Raw genomic sequence first — 23,737 nt, 5'->3', positions numbered from 1 at the left:
AATACCTCCTTGTTTCTTTTTTATTATGATAGCATCCTACTTGTCACAGTAATGTCACACCATTCATGTATAAGAATATTTTTATTATATCTGATTATCCTTAGGCAACTCCTTTTATCACAGTAATTTCACAGATAAATTAACCCAACACCTCTTCCATTGCATCCCAATCAAACAGCTTTAGTAGCCTTGATAATTCTGCAATTTTTTTGGCATCCTCATCTGGCAACTTGTATTCCTTCACCTGCTCAATAACCATTTCTACTCCATCGTAGTCCATTTGGTCTACCAGTTCTTTAAGTGCATCATAAGCACTTTGTAATTCCTGAATATCGATTTCAGTTTTGTTGCTATCATCTGCTTTACTATCGTCTTCAGCAAGCTTTGCCAGTTTGGTTTTAAATTCCAAATAATCCTCTAGCAGCTCTTGAGTATTATCATTTATAAAATCTATTTCTCTATTCTTGCCCGCCTCTTCCAAACGCTCTGCCATAGCGGATAAATCCAGTGCACCCACTATTCTGGCAGATGTCTTTAATGCATGGACTTTTACTGTGTAGAGCTTGTAATCCTGTTTATCAAAGGCTTCCCTGATAGCTTTGGCGTTCAAATCTATAGTTTCGTAGAAGTCTCGTATACTGTGAACATAAACTGGAATACCTCCAGAATTTTTTGCTCCTTCCACAGTATCAATTCCCTCTATTTCTTTTAGCCACAGCATATCATCAGGCAACTCAGTAGGCTCGTTAGACGCAATTTCTTCGGCTGGCCGCTCCTTGATTACATCTGATAAATGCTTCATTAATGTTTCTTCCATAGCCTTAGAATCAATAGGCTTTGAAAGATATCCATTAAATCCCTTAGAACGATAATAATCTGCTGCACCTTCAGATGTATTTGCAGTAAGTGCATAAACAGGTACATCTGGATCTATTTCTCTAAGCTTTTCAAGTGTTTCTATACCATCCATACCAGGCATCAAATGATCAAGAAGTACAACATGATATTTAAAGTTTTTCACCTTTTCAAGACACTCTTCGCCGCTTGTAGCTGTAGTGATATCTATCTGGGTTGGCTTTAACAGTGCTGTAAACACATTAAGATTCATCTGGGTATCATCTACAATTAAAACATGCCCATCCGGTGCAATAAATTTTGGTGCGTAGAAGCCATCAATAGCACTTTCCTCTCTTTCCTTAAAGTGGCCTATCTCAGTACCGTCTACAATATTCTGTGTAAATGTAAATATGAATTCTGAGCCTTCGCCATATACACTTTCACACCAAAGGTTTCCACCCATGAGTTCACTAAATCTGCGGGAAATATCAAGGCCTAGACCTGTTCCCTGAATTGCACTGTTTCGTTCCTCATCAAGACGTTCATAGGCTGTAAATAATTTATCAAGATCCTCCTCTTTGACACCAATACCTGTATCCTTTACAGATACTCTGACATCGCAAGTTCCTTCTGTACGATTAACAACCTGCACATTTAATTCAAATCCACCTGACTCAGTGTATTTAACAGCGTTTGTAAGCAGATTTAGTATTATCTGCTTGATCTTTCCAGCATCACCATATAATACTTTCGGAAGAGTCTCATCTACCTTTACTTTAAAGTAAAGATCCTTTTCTTCACTTCTGCCTCTTATCATTGTGATTATTGTACGAAGCTGGTCCTCAGGCTTATATTCCTGCTCCACAAGATGCATTTTGCCTGATTCTATTTTTGATATATCAAGGATTTCATTAATTAAGCTTAGCAATGATTCAGATGCAGTTCTTATATCCATAGCGCTGTTGATAACTGTCATCAAATATGGTTTTGGAACCCCATCAGGCTTCTCTCTCAAAATGATTTCATCCATACCCATAATGGTATTAATAGGAGTACGGATTTCATGAGACATATTTGCTAAAAATCTGGATTTAGCAGAATTAGCACGCTCCGCTTCATCCTTTGCCTGCTGGATTTCAACATATTGCTTTCTAATGACTGTCTGCGTCATAATCCACCAAACCACAAAAGCAGTCATAGCTGCTCCCAAAAGCACCATGAAAACTCTTACGATAGTTCGCTCAAAGAATCTTGGCTCTTTTATTATCTTGAACTGAGTATCATACAGCACATTTTGTGTACCATTTTCAAGGACCTGTATATGAAGGGTGTAATTGCCATATCTTAATCCTGTAAACTCTAAAGCTGTAATTTTTTCTCTGTAATCTGTCACTCCCAAATCAGTGGTTCCCTCAAGATAAACCTTTATCATTGGGTTGTTTAAGGAATAATCTAAAATCGCAGGAACGATTTGTATACGTCCGCTCGTAGCAGGTATAGTGTAAACTCCATTCTCATCAGGACTTAAGATTTCATTATCAACATATATATTAGTTACCGCAGTCTTTATCCACACATCCTTACTGTAATAATTGTTAATGTTGACAGCGCACACTCCATCCATACTAGACATGTATAGTGTGCCATCTTCATCCATATCACTATACTCCATCATGATTGGCAAACTGCTAAGTCCATTTGCAATCGAATAATGACAATAATTTTGAACATTGTCCTCAAGCATTTCTTTAGCGTCAACCTGATAGATTCCGTCAGATGCAAGTATCCATAATCCGTCGTTATCATCAAAATAGATATTATCGTTATTGTTATATGGGAATGACTTAACACAAGTAATCACTCCATCTTTCATATACTCGATTGAATTTGATGTAACAATCCAATAAATCTGTCTTTTCTCATCCCATTTAACTCTATTGATAACATCACTTGTCAGGCCATCTTTAAGGGAGAGGGTTTCAACCTTTCCGTCTTTGTAAACATATATACCAGAGCCATCGGTTGCTATATATATTTCACCGTTTCTGCCATTCTCAACGTCGAGAAATACAGTATTATTTATTCCATCTTCTCTATCTAAAACATCTACAATCTTATCGTCCTTAACAATGGCAAGGCCGCCATTAGTCGCTGCCAGTGTTTTTCCGTCTTCAGAAGGCAGAACGCAGCGCACCTCATTACTTGGCATTCCATTTTCTGTAGTGTAGCTAATAATAGTGCCATCAGCCTTCTGACAGACAAGTCCTCGTTCATTTGCAAATGATGCCAGCCAAATATTGCCAGCTTCATCCTTATTTACGCAACGAATTCTTGAGCCTTCCATATAATCTGTCAACTCGTTTTCAATTGGAGTTTCAAGGTCTTTTAAAATTCTAAGACCATCATTAGTTGCTATGTAAAGATCGCCATTTAATAGGCATGTTGAGTTTACAATCTCTTTATCTAACCCGGCTTTAACTGTAATGTTAGAAAAATTATTGCCAACCAGTTTCATCACGCCCTGAAGGGATGAAGCAATCCAGATATTTCCTTGATAATCGGAGGTGAGCATTTCGATTCCTCCTGAAATAGGCATATCATTGATAACATGGTATTCTTCATTTTCATCAAGGTATCCGAATTTACTCTCAGAGGCTACCCAGATTCTTTCACAGGCAAATTCAATCCACTTGATATTATCAAGTGGCGCAACCTCTATTTCGTCCATCTGATTTAGTTTTTCGCCATACTTGCCATGATATAATTTGTCAGATTTTGTTCCAATATAGACTTTGCTTGAATCAGAAGGGTCAGCATAAATATTGGTGATGTTCTTATTACCCAATTCTCCTGCCTTATAAAAAGACAGCACTTCCCCTTCTTTTAATGAAAAAATGTCTCCTGCTTTTGTGTAACCATAAATAGTTCCATCTTTTGCAGCATCCATTCTTAAGATTCTTTTATTATTGAGATGCTCATCATTTAATCGCTCTATGTTTCCGTCTGCATCAACATAATTGATTCCCTCAGTAGTGCCGATAAATACACAGCCATCACTATCCTCAGCGAATGTTCTGATTGATGAAGACGCCAAGCCATCTTCCGTTGTAATATGATGAGGTGTGCGATTACTATCGAAATATATTACGCCATTATCATTAGTTCCTATCCATATTCTATGGCTGGAATCCTCGAATAAAGCTCGACCACTGGTCAATCCTTCTGGCTCAGTAAAACGTACAAATGATTTGCCATCATATCTTATGACACCACTATAGCCACAAATCCAGATAAAGCCATCATCGCTGGACATAACATAATTAGCTTCAGATGTAGGCAGCCCATTGGTAGCGTCGTAAATTTGCGCATAATATCCCATTTGGTCTAATTGCCCAGTGGCTGCATATCCACCACCAATCTGAACTTTGTTGTTCTCAGAATCAGTTTCTTTTGCATTCACAGAAGTAGTAATTCCCAAAACAGTCAAGCCAAGCAATGCAGCAAAAACCGATAGTTTACGCATCATCTTATTCATATTAGCCCTATTCTTTTTTATTCTTTAGTTACAAAATAGACTTTTAGTTTGTTAAGTAATTCTTCTTTTCCTATAGTCTTTAAGAAATAGCCTTCTGGCTTTAGAGCCATAACAGACATAACGCTTTCTTTATCATCTCTACCAGTTAAAAACATAACCGGAATGTCCCTTGTATCAGGATCCGCTCTAAGCATTTCAAGAACCTGTGGGCCATCTGTTATTGGCATTTCATAGTCAAGTAGAATCAAATCTACTTTATTAGCTCCCAGCCACTTTATAGCTCTAAGGCCAGATGTAGCCATAGATACTTTATATGTATCCTTAAGCCATTCACGTACCAGATTCATGTAGTTTGGATCATCGTCTACAACCAGAATACTCTTTTTTAATTCTCCAGTTGAAACCTTAGTACCATAGGAATTGACAACCTCGATGAAATTATCATAATCCAGAGGTCTAGGTAGTATGGAGTAGATTAATATCGATGGTATTCCATGTGCAACTATTTCTGTATCTGTTGGCTCTCCAATAAGGATTACGCGCTTGTCATCATCTTCCATCTTGTCTACAAGGAAGGTTCTGATTTCATCTTCAAGGCGCTCATCCTTTTCCATGTAAAATGTGATTAGTGAAATGTCATCCCACTGTTCATTTATTTTATTTAGGGATGGAGTCACAAATACCGCATCTATATCCGCATCTGCCAATTTTTTCAGCAGCACCCTTATAATAAATGATTCTTTCTCGCCAATTATAAGTATTTTATTCTGTCCCATTATTTCTCCTCCGATTATTTATCGTTTAATAATTCTTCCATCTTATCCCAATCGAAAGTCTTTAATGCCTTTTCTATTTCGACTATCAAATCACTTACATCCTTCGGGAGTTGATATTCATGAATCTGTTCTAATACCATTTCAATAGAATCATAATCCATCTGTGGTGCTAATTCTTTAAGAGCCTCAAGCGCTCCTTCCAATTCATCCTCAGGTATAAGAGGCTTATCGCTGTCGTCTTCAACTATTATCAATTCCGCCAGCTTATCCTTAAAGGCCTTGTATTCTGATATTAATTTGTCGTTGTTTTCTACTATAAAATCAAAATCATAACCCTTACCAGCTTCTTCTAACTGTCTGGCAAGCTCTGACAATTCCATAGCACCAATTATTCTTGCAGAACTTTTCAGTGCATGTACCTTAACTGTATAGAACTTAATATCTTTATCTTTGAATGCCTTGTCGATAATATTAACATTTGCATCCAATGTCTCTAAGAACATTTTAAGAGAATTGATAAAGCCATCAGCTCCACCGCTGTAGACTATTCCGTCCTCTGTTGAAATTCCTTCAACATCTTCCAGCCATCTATATTCATCTGGAAGCACCATGGCCTGCACTGGCAAATCTGCCTCATCCACATCCATAACAGCATTGTTAGGCAGATATTTTCTAATTGTTTTTTCAAGTGTCTCTCCATCAACCGGTTTTGGCAGATATCCATCAAAGCCTCTTGATGTATAGAATTCTTCGCCGTTAGAGATATAGTTTGCAGTAAGTGCTATGACTGGTAAATCTTTGCCGCTCTCTCTAATCTTTGTAACAGTCTCTATACCATCCATTCCTGGCATCATATGGTCAAGAAGGATGATATCGTAATTTGATTCAGCCAGCTTTTGTAAACATTCCTCGCCAGAAGCTGCCGTTACGATATACATTTTTGTAGCTGACAGTAAGCCACGGATTACAGAAAGATTCATTGGATTATCATCAACAACAAGTACCGATGCATCCGGAGCAACAAATCTTGCCACGTAGGCACCCTTTGATGGTATGTTTTCAAGCTCTTCGAACTCACCCATCAAAGTATTCTCGACTACCTTTTGATTCAATTCTAAAGTAAAGGTAGTTCCTCTGCCATATTCACTAGAGCATTTCAAAACACCACCAAGCATTTTTGCAAAGTGTCTAGATATATCAATGCCTAGTCCTGAACCTTGGATGTTGCTGCTTTTTACTACATCAAGCAATTCAAAGGCGGAGAATATTTTTTCTATTTCCTCTGGCTTCATGCCGATTCCAGTATCAACAACTGTGAATCGTATTTTACAATCCTCCTGCTTTCTCTCAAGCATTTCTACATTAAAGGTTATCTCACCTTCCTCTGTATTTTTTATAGCATTGCTCAAAATGTTATTAAGAATTTGCTTTATCTTGTTAGTATCACCGTATACTTTTTCTGGTAAATTTTTATCTACATTTACTATGAATTTCAGGTCTTTGGCATCGCTCTTAACTCTTATCGCATTTACGATATTTTTCAGCAGGTCCTTAAGATTATATGCATGCTCATCTAAATGCATATTTCCCGATTCTATTTGTGATATATCCAAAATGTCATTTACTAAACTAAGTAATGAATCTGCAGCTGACTGTATATCTTTAGAATAGCCTGTAATTGTGTCATAGTATTTACGAGGTACCTCTGAAGCGTCCTCCCTTAAAATCATTTCATTCATACCCATTATGGTATTAATAGGAGTACGAATTTCATGTGAAATATTGGTAAGGAATCTGGATTTTGCAGTATTTGCTGCCTCTGCTTTGTTCTTAGCTTCTTCCAAATCATTAAGATTTTTAATCTCAAAGAAATATAAAAGAACAACCATTCCAACAAGGGAAATATTAGTAAGCGAGAGTCCGTAAGCATGTATCTGAATCAAGGTTGCAATATATGGAACCATCGCAAACAAGAAAACCGGAATAAACTCTATCTTTGATAAAACTTTTCTATACATTAGAACTGATACTAATTGAATGGTAAGCATCACAAGCGGAATGATATAGCAAACATAAAATCCCTTTCCGCGAGTGTACCTATTCATTTCATCAAATGTATAGTAAAAACCATTAAACTGTGAAATTACCAGCAGAATAACACCGATAGTAAATAATATCTCGTTTATTCTTAACTGAACAGGAACGCGATTAAGTTTATCTTCTTTTCTATACAAGTCTATCAAATACAAGTTAAAAGCATGTGTAGCAGCTATTGAAAATAAGAATACACCAAAATTACTAATTCTTACCATCCAATAGCCGAGTGTACTTGTTTGGCCTCTAAAAATATACGCATAGCGATCAAACATGAGCAACAACATCGATACAGCCTGCATATATAGCAAAGCCTTTCTTCGTGTAGCTGTCATGGTCTTCGTATTTGCGGTGAATATCATTAAGACTCCACAGGCGCCGCTCAAATACAGCATCACACTTAATTGTATTTCTTTTAATAATTCCATTAATTATTCCTCTAAAGTAACTCTCTAGCTTCGCTATTTTTTATTTGAGATAACTTTTCTTTGAATCCCCTATATTCTTTAAGCAATGTACCAGTATGGTCTGCTATAAACTCCAGGTTGTTATTATGTGCAGCCTCTTCTATGCTTTTAGCCAGTTGGCTAAGGTTTTTAGCACCTAGAATTCTAGCTGAGCTTTTTAGTGCATGGACCTTTATTGTATATAGCTTTAAGTCGCCGTCTTTATAGGCAGTTTCTATAGCAGCAGAGCTGTCATCTATAGTGTCATAGAAGTTATTAACAGACATTATATAAGTCTCAACCCCGCCATTTGCTCTTATGCCATCCGAAACAGATATACCCTCAACCGATTTCAACCATAGGTATTCTTCTGGAAGCTCTGCATTTCTATAATCAGTCTTCCATTTATCTGCTTCCATTACGATGTCATCACTGAGATGCTTTCTTATTATTTTTTCTAATTCACGGCCATCCACTGGCTTTGAAATATAACCAGTAAAGCCCTTGCTCTCGTAGAAATCATCACTTTCAACCAGTGTGTTTGCCGTAAATGCATAAACTGGCAGATCAGGATATTTATTCCTGATTTTTCCAATGGTTTCAATTCCATCCATACCTGGCATCAGATGATCCAAAAAGACTACGTCATATTCACCAAACTTGAGCTTCTCCAAACATTCCTGTCCAGAAGTTACCACTGTAACAAATACTTTAGTTTCTTTTAATAGTCCCTTTACAACCGTTAGGTTCATAGGATTATCATCAACAACAAGTACAGATGCATCCGGAGCAACAAATAATGGTTCATAAGGGCCAGCGCTCATTTCCTCATCATCCTCGTTGAATGTTCCAATTGGAATATCAACTACGATTTCCTGCTCCACAATAAATTTAAACTCAGAACCCTGTCCATAAACACTCTCACATGTAAGTGAGCCATTCATTAATTCTGCAAACTGTCTTGAAATATCAAGGCCAAGCCCTGTGCCTTGTATACTAGTATTTTTCTCTTCCTCTAGTCTTTCAAAAGCAGAAAACAGTTTCTTAATATCCTCTGGCTTAACACCAATTCCCGTGTCCTTAACAGAGAATAATAGCTTGCAGTTATTCCCCTTCTTTTCCAGCACTTTGATAGTTAAAACAAATCCGCCCTCTTCAGTGTACTTAACAGCATTGGTAAGAAGATTTAATACGACCTGCTTAATCTTTCCGTAATCGCCGTATAGCTTTTTAGGAATGTTTTCATCTATGTCTAAATCAAAGCTTAGATTCTTTTCCTCACTGCGGACACGAATCATCTTAACCATTCCACGTATCTGATCAGCCGGACGGTATTCGCTATTCACAAGATGCATCTTTCCAGATTCTATCTTGGACAAATCTAAAATGTCGTTAATCAATCCCAAAAGTGTCTCGGCTGCCGAACGGATATCTATCGCATAATTGATTACAGACATGTAGTAGCCTTTATCCACTCCATCTCCGTTTTCCCTAAGAAGCATTTCGTCCATACCAATAATGGTATTTATTGGTGTACGAATCTCGTGAGACATATTGGCAAGGAATCTGGATTTTGCACTATTGGCTCTTTCTGCCTCTTCCTTCGCCGCTTGAATTTCTTTGTATTGACGTCTAATAATTGTGCTTGTCATTACACGCCATACAATAAATCCAACTAAGATTGCCACAAGAGCTGCTAGCAATATTCTGATTACCGCCAATTCAAAAATATGTGGCTTCTTTTCTATATTGTAAGTTGAGTCCTGATATACTTTGCCTGTGACTTCGTCTACAATCTGCAAATGCAATACATAACTTCCATATCCAAGCCCAGTGTACTCAAGTGCTCCTACTTCGCTTTGAACTTCAGTTATTCCTGAATTCTCATCCCCCTCAAGAAATACTTTTACAATCGGATCAGAAAGAGTGTAGTTAAGAATTGCCGGACGCATCATAATTCTTCCTGCATCTGCCGGAATCACATATACACCTTCCTCATTTGGAGTAACCGCCTGATCATCATAGGTAATTTCTTTTACTTCGATTCTTATTTCACTAGTCTGCCTAAAGAAATTATTAATGTTAACATGATTAACTCCTGTTCTACCGGCTATATAAAGATTGCCCTCAGCATCAATATCGCTATATGAATTTGCTGTAGGAATGCTGGTAAGGCCATTTACACTGTTGTACAAAGAATAATCAACAATATGATCTGCAAGCATTGCCTCAGCATCCACACAATACAAACCACATGAAGATGAAACCCAATAGTTATCATTGCTATCGCATACAATATCGAAATTATTATTGTATGGGAATGTTGTTATCGGATATACTTCTCCATCTCTTATAAACTCAATTGAATTTGATGTGAGTACCCAGTTTACACCATGGTCTGCATCTGGTTTGATTTTAAGAATAACGTCTGATGTGAGCCCTTCGTCTCTCTCTATATGAGTTAGCGTATCATTACTATAACTGTATAGACCACCACCGTCTGTACCAATATATATTACCCCATCATATCCTTCGGATACTGTAAGACAAACTCCATTTTTAAGCCCATCCGCTGGAGTGATTGTTCTAGTAACAACACCGTCTTTGAGTAGGGCCACGCCTTTGTTTGTACCTACCAGAATTGTTCCATCTGAAGCAATTGAAGTGCATCTTACTCCATCATCTATAAATCCATTTTCTTCATTGTAGAGAGTTATCTCTCCACTATTTGAATAATGAACTAATCCATAGCCATTTGTGTAGCTAGATACCCATAGGCCGTCCTCAGGATCTCTCATGATACATCTGATTCTTGTTTCAGCCAGCATATCGGTAAGTTCATTAGTAACTACATTATTGTCCTCATCTACAGCCTCTAAGCCTTTATCTGTTCCGATATATAAAACACCATCATATTTGCATGTTGTGTTTACTACCTCTGGCTCAAGTCCTGCCAACTCACTGATATTTTGGAAATTACTAGTTATAATTTCGCAAACACCCTGACGAGAAGATGCCAGCCATATATCTCCCTGATAATCTGATGTGAGCATCTCAATTGCAGTATCTACCGGCAGATTCTCGATAACATTGAAGTTGTTATCTGCATCAAGATATCCTACAACATTGCCTCCGATTATCCAGACTCTTCCACATGCATAGGTTATATTTTCAATCTTTGTTGTATATTCGCTTAAATCTATTTCTGTTAGTTCTTTTAAATTGCTGGAAATAGAACCATAGTAGACAATACCTGTATCTGTTCCCATATATAAATACTGGGAAGCTTCAGGATCTGGGTAAGCAATAGATATGGTGTCCTTTAATATATCCGCATTTACGTAGTAATTTATTATCATTTCATTTTGGATAATAAATACGTCACCATCTTTTGTATTACCAACAATTCTTCCTACATTATCAGTACACAGATGTTGTACGAATTTACCAGCAAGTCTTTCATCGCCCAAATCTGTCACTTTGTAATCCGAGCTAATATAGCAAACGCCACCTGTTGTACCTACAAATATGTTGCCGTTTTCGTCTTCGGCGAACGCTCTAATTGTAGAGGCTGGCAGCCCCTCTTTATAAGTAATTTGCTTTGTAGTATCGCCGTCTATAACAACAATACCGTTATCATTTGTACCAACCCATATTCGCCCTTGGCTATCCTCGAACAAAGCTCTGGCGTTAGTCAGACCTGTAGAAGAATCCTGTCTTGTAAATGTTGAACCGTCGTATTTTATAATTCCACCATAGCTACCAATCCAGATATAGCCATCGCTGGTTGCCAATACACAATTGGCATCTGAAGTAGGCAGTCCATCAGACGAATCATATAGTTTTGTGGCATAGCCAACTCCATCAATCTGGCCGGAAACCGCATAACCTCCACCGTTTTTCTCAAGATTCTCCGTGGCGGAAGATACTGCGTCCGCTTGTTGGACATTTTTCTTAGCCTCTGTATTCAAACTAGCCATCGTTATAATCACTGACGATGCCATCATTGTAGCAAGTAACCTCTTGCAACTCATATATTTCATAAAACTCTTGCCCCCTATGCAAAGTATGTGGCTATTCTTGATACTTTCTCAATACTCTTCTTACTTCTTTCTCTGCTTCAACAAAAACTTCTACACATTTTGGATCAAAATGTGTACCTGCATCCTTTACAATAATTCCCATTGCCTTTTCAAATGGCATTGGGTCTTTATATACTCTTCTAGCTGTTAGGGCATCGAATACATCTGCAACTGCCATGATACGTGCAGATAGCGGTATTACTTCTCCCTTCAATCCTTCTGGATAGCCTGAGCCATCCCATTTTTCATGGTGATAAGCCGCCATGTTTCTAGCTTCTTTCAAATAGCTCTCACCTTTAACTGTGCTAATAGCTTTCTCCATAATCTGCTTACCAGCTGTAGTATGAGTCTTCATGATTTCATACTCTTCATCTGTAAGTTTGCCCGGCTTGTTTAGCACCGCATCAGGAATATTAATCTTACCGATATCATGTAATGGTGCTGACATTTCTACATCGGCAATAAATTTAGGTGTAAGTTTCTTAGCGTAATATCCCTTTTTCTGTAAACCTGCCAAAATGATTCTTACGTAATCAGCTGTCTTAAGGATATGATAACCAGTATCTGAATCACGGTTTTCCACCAAGTCCGCCATTGTGATTATCAGACCAGTTTGCATTTGGTTAATAGCCTTAGACTGCTGTCTAACATCACGCATCTTCTCTGCAGTATCTTCTGTCATTCTGCAAAGTGCCTTGTATAAGTTTTCTATTTCATCTCCGGTATGAATATCCAGAGCCTTTATCTTTCTAACATTTTCCTCTAATGCAGTCTGATTATCATTCTCTGACATAAAATCATTAGTGTAAGATGCCATACTGTTGATTGGATACACAAGGAAATACCTTGATAACCACATACCATAGGCAAGAATCAGCATGAAAAATCCTGAGAAAATTAAAGTTACCTTGATGATATATCCAATAAGATAATCAGAGATATAATTCATCTTTACATCTGCGCACGCATAACATACTGTTTCGCCAGCAGAATTTCTTACAGGATAGTACTGGGTAATAACCCATCCTGATAAATCATCTGATTCAATTGGCTCTATCTCTTCACCCCTAAACAAATCATCAAGATATGGTTCAAAGGCCTCTTCAAATTTAATGATATCTCCATTTACATATGCTTCAACATCAGGTGTTTCCAAATCGAAGACTACCTGACAGCCATCATCTCTCATCTTGAGAACGTAGAGATATTCCACGCCTTCATAGCTGGCTCTAATGTCATATAAAGCGTTTTCAGTCTCAACATAGTCCCCTAACTCTCTACCTTTTTTTATGTAGGAATCAACTCTATCTGGATTGATTACTTTTGATGCCATCTTTGCTGCACCTATTGCATTTAACGTATAGCTTACCTTGGCATTCTCATAGAATAAGTGAACACTGATAATTCCCATGATGAGTGTAATAAGTACTGCTGCAACCACAAGCATTCCAGTGACTCTCCTCTGAAGCTTGCCACCATTTTTCTTTGATGACAGCTTCATTCGCTTCATATCAACTGCAGAAAGGGGACGCTGTTGCCAACCTACATCCCATATTCCATCCAAATTCTTTTCTGGAATGAATCTAAGAACAACTACAACAGCAATAGTAGAAATACCCTTGTCGATTATATTTAGACAAATATTAATTAAAACAAAGCTAATGAAAAAATTAAGTTTTAAATGATTTGAAAGATATTCAGAGGCATGAGCCACCTCTACAAACTGAGGCTGGTGTATAAGTGCCAGCTGTATAACAGAACCTAGTCCCCCTGAAACTAAAGCTAAAATAAGAATATATAAGACTAGGCTTAATTTATTTTTGAAATATTTACGATGAACAAATATTGCAGTAACGCCTGCTATTAGCACACTGAGAATAGCATAATAAATAGCGAAGGGATTGAAAAAGCTACAAAACAGATTGGTAAATACAGCAACCAAAAATCCTGGCAGCATTCCACATACTGCTCCAACACCTATCGTCGCAATAGTATCGAAATATATAGGCATACCTGACGTATATGTGAAATAACCAAACAATACGTTGATTATTACACCACCAACTATAGCCACTATATTTAGAACTACATTTTTATCTACCTTCCTGTCTCGCTTCTTCATCCCAAATCCCCTCGCGTAAAAACCTAGTAAATATTATATCATATGCTCAATATTTGCTCCATCTTGTCCCAATCGAACACCTTCAGTGCCTTCTTAAGTTCGCTGAAGATTTCCTCATCTTTTTCTGGGAGCTTGTAGTCTTTTAATTCATCAAAAAGCATCTCTATGGCATCATATTCCATCAATGGAATCAACTCTTTTAGCGCCCCATAAGCATCTTCAAGCTCTTCTTCACTGATTGGAGTTTTGTCTGAATCGTCACATGAATTTGACTCTTCATCTATTCCATAGACATCCTTCATTTGATTATAAATACTTTGATAAATCTCCAAGGTTGAATCCGTATTTGCGGTTATTGTATCTAAATTATTATCCTTTCCAGCAAGTTCAAGCTCTAACGCCTTTGCGGATAAATCATTAGCTCCAATCAACCTTGCAGATGATTTTAGTGCATGTACCTGTATTGTATAATCCTTAATATTTTTTGATTCATAGTAGTCTCTAATCATCTGAATGCGTTCTTTTGATGTGTCATAGAAGCTTCTACAAACCACAAGATAAGTATCTTTATCGCCTGCCGTTGCAATACCTGCATCTACATCCATTTCTGGAATGTTTCTCAATGCATTTACCACTTCGTCATCTTCGGTAATATCATTTGTTTCCTCGTCTGCAGCTACTGTAATATCGTATATCTTTTTATCCTCCGGAAGATATTTATCAAGTGCTGCTTCTAATTCCATGCCATCAATTGGTTTTGATAAATAATCAGTAAAACCAACAGCAAGATATTGTTCTTTTGCCCCCTTAACTGCATTTGCTGTAAGAACAATTATCGGAGTATCGGAGTTGTCTGGACACATCTTTCTTATAGATTCAAATGTCTCTTCTCCACTCATTCCCGGCATCATTGCATCAAGGAAAATGATATCGTATTTTTTGTGCTGACATAACTCTATTGCCTGTGGACCTGAGCCAACAGTCTCAACTTTTATTTGAGTTCTCTTCATCAGATTCTTGGCAACTATCAGATTCATTTCTACATCGTCAACTACAAGTGCAACTGCATCTGGTGCATGGAACTGTTCTTCGGCATCCTCAGCAACAACTGTTTCTGCCTTTAATTTGTAATCGCCAATTGTATCGCTACCAGAATATGACTGCTTAATTGCAAATGAGAATGTTGATCCCTTACCATATTCACTGACAACTTCCAAATTGCTGTCCATCTTTTCAAGAAGGCTCTTTGTGATACTCATTCCAAGACCTGTTCCCTCTACCTTCTTGTTTCTATGTTCATCAATTCTTTGATATGGTGAGAATAGCTTTTCAATATCCTCCTCTTTAATTCCTATACCTGTATCAGAAATACTAACTTTAAGCATTATGTTTGTATCATCAACAGGTTCATAGTCCATTTCAAATGTAACAGAACCTTCCTGCGTGTACTTTACAGCATTGCTTAAAATGTTCATCATGATTTGCTCAATTCTTACATCATCGCCATATAAGTTTTGAGGAATTCTCGGATTGATAATCACATTAAAATCAAGCTTCTTCTCACTTACTTTTGGACGAATCATATTAAACAAATCATTTACAAGGACACTCAAATCATAATCGCTGAGTACCAATTCCAGCTTGCCTGATTCGATTTTTGAAAAATCAAGGATATCATTAACAAGTGCAAGTAATGTCTTACTGGCATTTCGAATATCCCATGCATATTTTTTGGTAGTGTCCTCTTTTGACTCTCGTGTAATCATTGTTCCCATACCAATAATGGCATTGATAGGTGTTCTGATTTCGTGAGACATATTTGCCAAAAACTCAGATTTCATCTTGTTGGCCTCTTCTTCCATTCTAAGAGACCTTTCAAGAGCTGCTGTCTTTTCAGCCTGAAGTTTCTTTACTATTTCTTCATGCTCTACATTTTGCTTTTTGGTTAACGTATATACGGTTCCATTTGCCATTGAAATAACAACTGAAATTGTTATCAACAGGAGGATGAAATAGAAGTACATTTTAAACAAGGTAGTCTCAAATACTTCTCTCTCTTTAGTGATGTTGTAAACCTGTTCTTCTATAACAGTGTTATCCTCGTTTAGAACCTCAATATGAAACTGGTAATCACCATAAGGCATTCTGTAGTAAGATACAGCCTCTAAAGAGCTGGACTGAACCTTTGTCTTTTCTGTATCTATTCCAGACATATAGTATCGTATATACGGATCTGTAGGTGTAAAGTTGTTCAAATCAAAATAAATATCAGTTTTACTTGTTCCTCTAGGAATTACAATAGTATCTCTACTTGTAATACTAGAATAATTTCCGTCTAGTGATAAGCCTGTGATTTTTGCCTTATATGAATCTACAGCCAGTTTATAATCATCTATGCTAAGGGAATAAGTTCCAGTACTACCACACAAATAAATACAGTTATCTTTGCAAACATAGTTCCAAGCATTACTTGTCAAACTACCTGGCAATCCAGCCTTTGAATCTATAAGTGTAAAAGCATTTGAGCTATCGTTAGATATAAGATTCTCGTATCTAACAACATAAATACCAGCACCGCCCAAAATAAATACATTACCATTATCATCCTGGTATAAATCATAGTTGTTGAAAAATGGTATTCCTGAAAGCTCTCGGACTTTATACTCGCTATCCATATAGCAAAGTCCACTGCCAGTCATGACAAAGTACCCTTCGCCCATCTTATCTTCAACTATTCTAAGAATAACGCTGGAGCACAATCCATCATTTTTATTAACATATCTTTCTACTTTGTCATTCTTAATGACTACAATACCGTCACCATCGCTGCCTGCCAAAATAGTTCCATCATCACACTCTAAGGCGTTAAGTATTGTTGCGTTTTTTAGTTCCTCGCCGTATACCAGAGTCTTTTCAATTTCGTGATTGTTAATTATTGTGAGACCATTCTCACCGGAAACAATCACCCTTCCATCTGAAAGGCAAGTAACATATCTTTGTTTTCTATCATCAATCTGTGGCAGATCATCACGGATATATTGGCGGAACTCGCCGTCCTTTGTTATGCACATCAGGTTTTTGCCATAACCTGCAATAATCAGATTGTCTTCCTTATCCTTCGCTAATGTACGGACTCTTATGCCGCTATAGAAATCTGTTATCTCATTTGTAACACTATCACTATTTTCGAAATCAAGAATAACTAAACCATCATCTGTTCCAACATAGTACAGGCCGTCTTTTTCAATTATCGCATTTGCTACAGACGGCTTAACATTGCAAACAACAAACATATCCGTAAATGCGGAATGGCTCAAGCAAAGCAATCCTCTTCTGTATGAGGTAAACCACAAATCGCCTTGATAATCCTCATAGATTTGTTCTACTGAACTATCGAAACTTCCTGTATTGATCTGGTTAACAGTTCCATCAGTAGCAACAGAACCAATACCTGTATCTGCCGCTATAAACATATATCCACTCTCGTGGAAATACATATTATTAATATAAACAAATCCCGGTGTTTCTATAGTACCTGCCAACACATATTCTCTATCAACCTTTTCGTATTTGTAAATGCGTTGAACATCAGTGCCTACATACAGCGAACCTTCGCCATCAAATTCGATGCTGGTAGCCTCATCGCACTCGATTGTGGCAAATCTATTGGCATCCTTTCCAGAGAACACAGAAATAATTCCAACTGTGTTAAGCACAGCAACATTTCCCTCATGGTCAACTGCCTCTCTTGAAACGTTGCCGATATCACCTACACCGCCTACAACAGTAAGCCCAACATCATTGGATCTAACTATAGAAAGACCTGCTGTGGTTCCGATGTAATAGCTTCCATCATTTCCCTGCTCAATTGCGCGAACGGAATTAGAAAGCAATCCACTATCAGAATTTATTACAGTGACATTTATTTCATCATCCAGAATTGTTACGCCTGCACCGTTTGTACCAACCCAAAGATTATCCTCTGAATCAACATACAAACACTGGACTGATCTAATGGAATCTACAGAATCCAACAATTCGAATTCCTTGCCATTAAATCTGTATAACCCGCCGTAAGTACCTACCCACATACTTCCATCTGAAGTCTGGGCCAGCGCATTAGCACAACCTCCTATAAGTCCATTATCACTGTTGTAGATTCTTTGAATAAAATTGACATTTAAAGCTGCTTCAGCGCTTGTAGCATGCGCAAAAGATAAAATAACTGCAGCCATAAGAATTGATAAAGAGACTTTGGCACCAAGAGATTTTTTTAATCTCTTAGCATTTTTCTTACGGATGTAGAACTTGTATGTTCTTCTGACAATATAAATCAGCATAAGTCCAACAAATGCATCTGCAAAGCAAATGTAAAAACAGCTTACAACCGAACATGTAGCTGATGACAAGCCGAAGTTCAATAGATAATCAAATAATGCATCAACTAAATAAATATCAAATCCATCAACGAATAAGGCCGGATATGCCATTATCAACATGACACCCTTTATTGCCGAGAATACTAAAATGTAACTGAGTACAGAAAAAAATCTTTTAAAAAATCTGTTTTTTCTGGTAAGTAAAAATACAGCTATAGCAAAAATAAAATCTACCAAAATAAGGTAAATATCTCTTCTAATAAAAATTGCAGAAATAACGCCGCTAATAATAGCTACAAGGCTACCTACAGCTGCGCCGCCATAATAGGATGCATACACTATTCCTGTCATGTTTAGGAAGCCTGGAAATTGAATTTTAATAGCTAACAGTCTCCCTACGACATTTATAATAATGCCCACCAGCAGATATATAGTTTTTTTCCTGTCGAACTTCGTCATCTTATAATCTACTCCTCAATGGAATCTACAATTTCTAAAAAAATATCTACGATAATTGGATCAAACCATTTACCTGAATTTGCCTTAAATATATTTTTAATTTCCTGCTCTGAGTACTTTCTTCGATAATCCCTCTCATGAATCATATCATCGTAGGCATCAGCCACAGCAACAATTCTTGCAATAAGTGGAATATCCTCCCCTGATTTTCCCATAGGATAACCACTTCCATCATACTTTTCATGATGATACATTGCAGCCAATGCTGACTGTGGTATAGATTTCATATTTTCAAGTATCTTTGCTCCCTTGATAGTGTGAATCTGGAGCAGCTTTTCATCCTCAGTAGAAAGCTGAGTACTCTTTTCCAACACGCGCTCTGGGACAGCGTAATTTCCAATATTATGAAGCATAGCGCCATAATAAATCACCTGGCAATCCTGCTTATCCATTCCCATTGCTTCGGCGATCTTTTTTGAATAATTGGCCACACGCAAAGAATGTTCCTTGTGATAGTAATCCTTATCATCAGCAAGTGTACCGCTAAGATTAAACATATCATCAATAATCTGATTTTGGATGTAAAGTGTACTTGTAAACTGCATGATAATAATAGAAATTATCGTCCATACAATTGTAAGCAAAGCCCACAATGGAAGTAGGATCAGGAAAATCATTCCTGTAGTTCCAGCGAAATACGATTTATTGATATGGTAGCTCATTACATAATCAGATAAATCATTATCCCCACTTAAGCTATATAAAATGAAACCGATATTAACCGCGCCAGAAAACTCCGCGGTTGATTTAAGTGGAACCTCTCCAGAATCACTTCCTTCGTATGGAAGATATACAAAATAATCACCACTATTCAATGGAATCAAAAGATCCTGTCCTGCAAGATAATAATTAAGAGTTATATCATCAATATTGTAGTTTCTCAAATCTATTTCTTGAACCTTTTCCTCACCATTTGAGAACTGATGGATTTCTACTGTTCCATTCCAACAATTATTTATATAGCATGAATCTTCAATATTTACTCTAAGCTTCCAATCAACCAGTAAGCTTTTAGAATTATTTGTTATGGTGGCCTCATATATTTTTCCGTTGATAACAACTCCATCGAAGGCATCATTCTTTTCCCAAGAATCAGTAAGTAGGCCTCTAGGATGTATATCTGCAGTAACATCCATAGACACCGTATCTGGAGTATCATACCTTTCCAAGGCATTAAATTTATTAATTTTTATAACATGAAAAACAAAAGAAATTAATAATAATACAAAAGAAACCCCTAGTACGATATAAACTCGCTTAATCTGTAACCTTATTCCTTGAAGTGACCCCATAACTCCCCCTCATTTTAACCATTTAAAATTGGATATAGCTATTAAATAGTATAAGACTTTTCAGTGCTAATTCCTACGTTTCACAGTTTTTTCACAAACATTTCTTCAAAAAAATGACTGTGGATAAATCCACAGTCGTTTAATACTATTTATTTATGACTTCTTGCTGACAGAACAATGAAATTGCCAGCAAGAATCCTGCTTTGCAGGACATGAAAATAGATAAATCTATTTTCATGGTATTTACGATTCCTGAAAAACTGATGTTTTTCAAGAATCTATAAAATCATACTTATTGAGCCAAGTAATTCCTCCACCTCTTCATCGGTAGGAATTCCATCATAGCAAAGAGCGTAATCAATTAGCTGTTCAAATGCACTCTTGCGGCTTTCTTCAAGTGGAAACAGCTCTGTAATAGGCTTTCTCCATCTTCCAAGCATTTCATTTAGCTCGCCAAGCTTTGGTGTAAGAATTTCCTTTTCTCTATTTCTAAGATATTGTGTAAGCGCTGGACTGTTTCCGCTACTAGAAAATGCTCCTACCAGATTCTGTTCCTTTAGGTAAGAAGGGAATATAAATGAACAATTCGCCTGGTCATCTACAACATTTACAGGAATGCCACCTTCTTTACATAGAATTGCAACTTGCCCATTGAATTCTTCATCATTGGTTGCAACCACTACAAGCTTTCTAGATTGTAAGTCATCTGGAATAAACTCTCTTTGCTCAAGAAGCAAATGATCTGTCTCCTCTGACAGAGCTGCCAATTCCATAGATATTTCTCTGGCAATCACATGTACCTTTGCACCAAAATCCAAAAGCACATTGACTTTTCTAAGAGCTACTTCTCCACCGCCAATCACTAAACAATTTGTATTTGTTAAATCTACAAACATTGGAAAATAAGCCATAGTCCCCTCCTAATAATCCCCTTATAAACTGAACTATATCAGAAAAATGTGTATAAATTATTATAGACTGCTTATTCTTCGTAGATTACAGATTTGTCTATCTGAGCAAGGGCTTTGTCTATTTCCTCCAGATATTCAACACCTATCTTACTCATTACAGCATTCTTTTTAGTGATGTATCCTATTTCCATAATGCTGTTTGGGTTTTCCTCGTCTTCCCTGTATGGCACAACAATATAGCCGTCGCCATTGTAATCGCCCCATATAATTCCAGAACAAAGAGTATAGCCATTCATAGCCTTTACTAAATTTAGCATAGTCGAACGGTCTGTAACACGTATTGTCTGAGGATATATATTCTCACTGAGTATTTCTTCAGCCAAATACTCACTGTTTTCTCCCTGCTCAAAATACATACAAGGATAATTTTTCAAATCTTCAAAACCAATAGAATCAAGTTTTGCCAATGGATGCTCATGCCATAGGTACACAAAGGCTCTGCACTTAATCAATGGATGAAACTCTACTGCGTGCTCGTTGAAAAGCTTTGTAAGAGCCTTGCGATTATGCTCGCTTATATAAAGTACTCCTATTTCACTTTTAAGAGTGCTTACGTCCTTTATAATGTTTTGTGTAGTAGTCTCTCTAAGGGCAAAGTCGAACTGATTCATATCATATTCTTTTGCCATATCAACAAATGCTCTTACAGCAAATGTATAGTGCTGTGTGGATACGCCAAACTTTCTTTTGTAAGTGCCTTCATCTTTGTACTTTTGCATTACTATATCGTATTGACGATAAAAGCCTCTTATATCCTCTAAAAACTCGGCGCCCTCAGGAGTAACAATAACTCCCTTATTTGTTCGCATAAAAATAGTAATGCCAACTTCATTTTCCAATTCCTGTATGGCACTCGTAAGTGTAGGTTGTACAATATAAAGCTTTTCTGCTGCCTTGTTCATCGAACCACACTCTTCAATAGTTAGAGCATATAGCACTTGTTGTATTGTCATGTCATTCTCCCTTTTGTCCTAAAAAACTACATAATAGTAAATTGTGCTGCTCGCAATATACCCACCATTTTAGTAGGTATTTATATATTATTTTTTTACTGTTCCTTTGTCAATAATACCAGCAGATTTCACATTGCTTTTCATATTTTTTATAAATATAATGAAATGAGCACTGTAGAAATCGAGGTAATTTAAATGAATAAAAAAGAAGTAAATGAAATAAAACGCAGGTTTAAAAAGGACTCTTGTAACTTCGATAAGATGGTTGGTTGTTATGTTGACGCCAACAAAGAAATCGTTCTTACCTTCAAAGAGACTTTCTTAAATCTTGAGGATGAGGAATTTCACAAGTATCTTGAGATTGCCAACAAATCAATGTCAGGTACTATTGGCAACAACCTTTTAGAGCTTCCTTTCGATCCTGAATCAGAAATAGAAGGCAGTGGTCACGATTTGTTAATGCGTCTTCGTGAATCTGGCCTTAAGGATGAAAAGCTACTTATCGAATACTACAACAGAATTATCGAGTCTTACGATTTTGTAGGAAACTATCTTATTGTACTATTCCACGATACTTACGATATTCCTGTAAAGACTACTGATAATCTTGAATTAGATGAATCTGAAGAAGTATACGAATATATCATCTGTGCTATCTGTCCTGTTCAGCTTTCAAAGGCTGCTTTAGGATATCGTGAAGCCGAAAACAGAATCGGAGCAAGAGATCGTGATTGGGTTGTAGGCCCTGTAGATACAGCATTTACATTCCCTGCATTTACTGAACGCACAACTGATTTACATGCTTGCCTGGCTTACACTAAGAACACAAAAGAGCCTCATGTGGAGTTCTGGGAAAACTGCATCGGTTGCGGCTCTCGCAAGACTACTACACAAAAGAAAAACGCTTTCAACAATATTTTAAATCAGGCACTTGGCGAAGAAACAGATGAAACACTTGAGACCAAGCTTGATATCCAGCAGAATCTTTCAGATTTTATCACTGTAGAGACAGAGCGCCTCGGCCAGGACGAGCCTATCATCCTTGAGCCACAGGATGTTGCTAATATCCTTACTGATTCTGGTCTTTCAGATGTTAAGGTAGAAAAGATTCAGGCCAATTTTGAAAACTATTTTGAAGAGCAGCTTCCTTTGGCGGAAGAAATTCTTGATGAAAAAGCCCTCAAAAACAATGAACTTCGCGTAGAAAAAAATGTCCTAAAGGAGCGCGTTGTAGATTTGACAAAACAGCTCAAAGAAGTTAGCGGTGTCACAGAAGATGGCAAAGAAGCAGACATCGTCGTAAAGGTTTCTGATGCTAAGGCGGCAGATGTCACTACAGCTTACGTAGACGGTAAGAAGTGCCTTTGCGTTCCAATCGAGCCTACCGATTTACTCATGGTAAATGGAGCTCAGATGTAGGGGGAACAAAGCTTGAAATAGAGTAGGAGGCGGTGACTAACCGCCGTCCTCTCACGGCACCGTACGTACCGTTCGGTATACGGCGCTTTCAATAGTTGACGTGCACAGACTGATAGGCTGTGGCTAAATCATAGAAGCCACTGTTTATCAGTCTTTCTTTTGTCATTGCCATGTTGACTGCGACTGTATGTGTGGTAAACCAATGTCCGCGCCGACTGTTACCAGCCAAAAGCGCCAAGTCCTTGGGCACGCCCATCTTTATGAGATTGCGTACTTTAGTTTTTGGCTTCTTCCACTGTTTCCATATACACA

The 23,737-nt window shown here is 37.3% G+C and carries 10 protein-coding genes and 1 pseudogene; 1 reads left to right on the top strand and 10 read right to left on the bottom strand.

Annotation, left to right across the window (positions count from 1 at the left end; genetic code table 11):
* Positions 1–139: 139 nt before the first annotated feature.
* From T498_RS14945 to T498_RS0104960, 9 genes are all read right to left on the bottom strand, one after another.
* Positions 140–4,372, bottom strand: coding sequence for an ATP-binding protein (locus T498_RS14945; RefSeq protein WP_051524607.1), 4,233 nt, complete (start codon positions 4,370–4,372; stop codon positions 140–142).
* 17 nt (positions 4,373–4,389) lie between these two features.
* Positions 4,390–5,148 carry a response regulator gene (locus T498_RS16150; RefSeq protein WP_051524606.1) on the bottom strand — a complete coding sequence of 253 codons (759 nt, stop codon included), beginning with the start codon at positions 5,146–5,148 and terminating at the stop codon, positions 4,390–4,392.
* 14 nt (positions 5,149–5,162) lie between these two features.
* Entirely contained in the window at positions 5,163–7,670 is a 2,508-nt protein-coding gene (locus T498_RS14935; RefSeq protein WP_081779683.1) for a response regulator, read from the bottom strand.
* A gap of 11 nt (positions 7,671–7,681) precedes the next feature.
* The gene (locus T498_RS14930; RefSeq protein ID WP_051524604.1) at positions 7,682–11,731 is read right to left on the bottom strand and encodes a hybrid sensor histidine kinase/response regulator; all 4,050 of its coding nucleotides are present in this window, start codon (positions 11,729–11,731) and stop codon (positions 7,682–7,684) included.
* A 31-nt stretch (positions 11,732–11,762) separates the two neighbouring features.
* On the bottom strand, positions 11,763–13,892 hold the full coding sequence (locus T498_RS0104980; RefSeq protein WP_028234968.1) for an HD domain-containing phosphohydrolase: 2,130 nt from the start codon (positions 13,890–13,892) through the stop codon (positions 11,763–11,765).
* A 38-nt stretch (positions 13,893–13,930) separates the two neighbouring features.
* Positions 13,931–18,730, bottom strand: coding sequence for an ATP-binding protein (locus T498_RS16145; RefSeq protein ID WP_028234967.1), 4,800 nt, complete (start codon positions 18,728–18,730; stop codon positions 13,931–13,933).
* An 8-nt stretch (positions 18,731–18,738) separates the two neighbouring features.
* Complete coding sequence (locus T498_RS16140) at positions 18,739–20,082, bottom strand: HD-GYP domain-containing protein (protein ID WP_028234966.1); 1,344 nt, start codon at positions 20,080–20,082, stop codon at positions 18,739–18,741.
* A gap of 278 nt (positions 20,083–20,360) precedes the next feature.
* Positions 20,361–20,993: a precorrin-2 dehydrogenase/sirohydrochlorin ferrochelatase family protein gene (locus T498_RS14915; RefSeq protein ID WP_036977872.1), complete on the bottom strand. Its 633-nt coding sequence runs from the start codon at positions 20,991–20,993 to the stop codon at positions 20,361–20,363.
* A gap of 71 nt (positions 20,994–21,064) precedes the next feature.
* A complete protein-coding gene (locus T498_RS0104960) occupies positions 21,065–22,006 on the bottom strand; it encodes a LysR family transcriptional regulator (protein ID WP_028234965.1) in 942 nt (313 codons plus the stop codon).
* 195 nt (positions 22,007–22,201) lie between these two features.
* On the opposite strand from T498_RS0104960, the gene T498_RS0104955 reads away from it, so the two are divergent.
* Positions 22,202–23,425, top strand: coding sequence for a DUF4317 domain-containing protein (locus tag T498_RS0104955; protein WP_028234964.1), 1,224 nt, complete (start codon positions 22,202–22,204; stop codon positions 23,423–23,425).
* 88 nt (positions 23,426–23,513) lie between these two features.
* On the opposite strand, the pseudogene T498_RS16995 reads toward T498_RS0104955, so the two are convergent.
* A pseudogene (locus T498_RS16995) lies at positions 23,514–23,737 on the bottom strand (group II intron reverse transcriptase/maturase); the annotation flags it as partial.

Origin of the sequence: Pseudobutyrivibrio sp. MD2005, assembly GCF_000621865.1 — a bacterium.
Taxonomy (GTDB): domain Bacteria; phylum Bacillota; class Clostridia; order Lachnospirales; family Lachnospiraceae; genus Pseudobutyrivibrio.
Note: the sequence above shows the minus strand (reverse complement) of the source record. Positions and strands in the feature narration are given on the sequence as shown.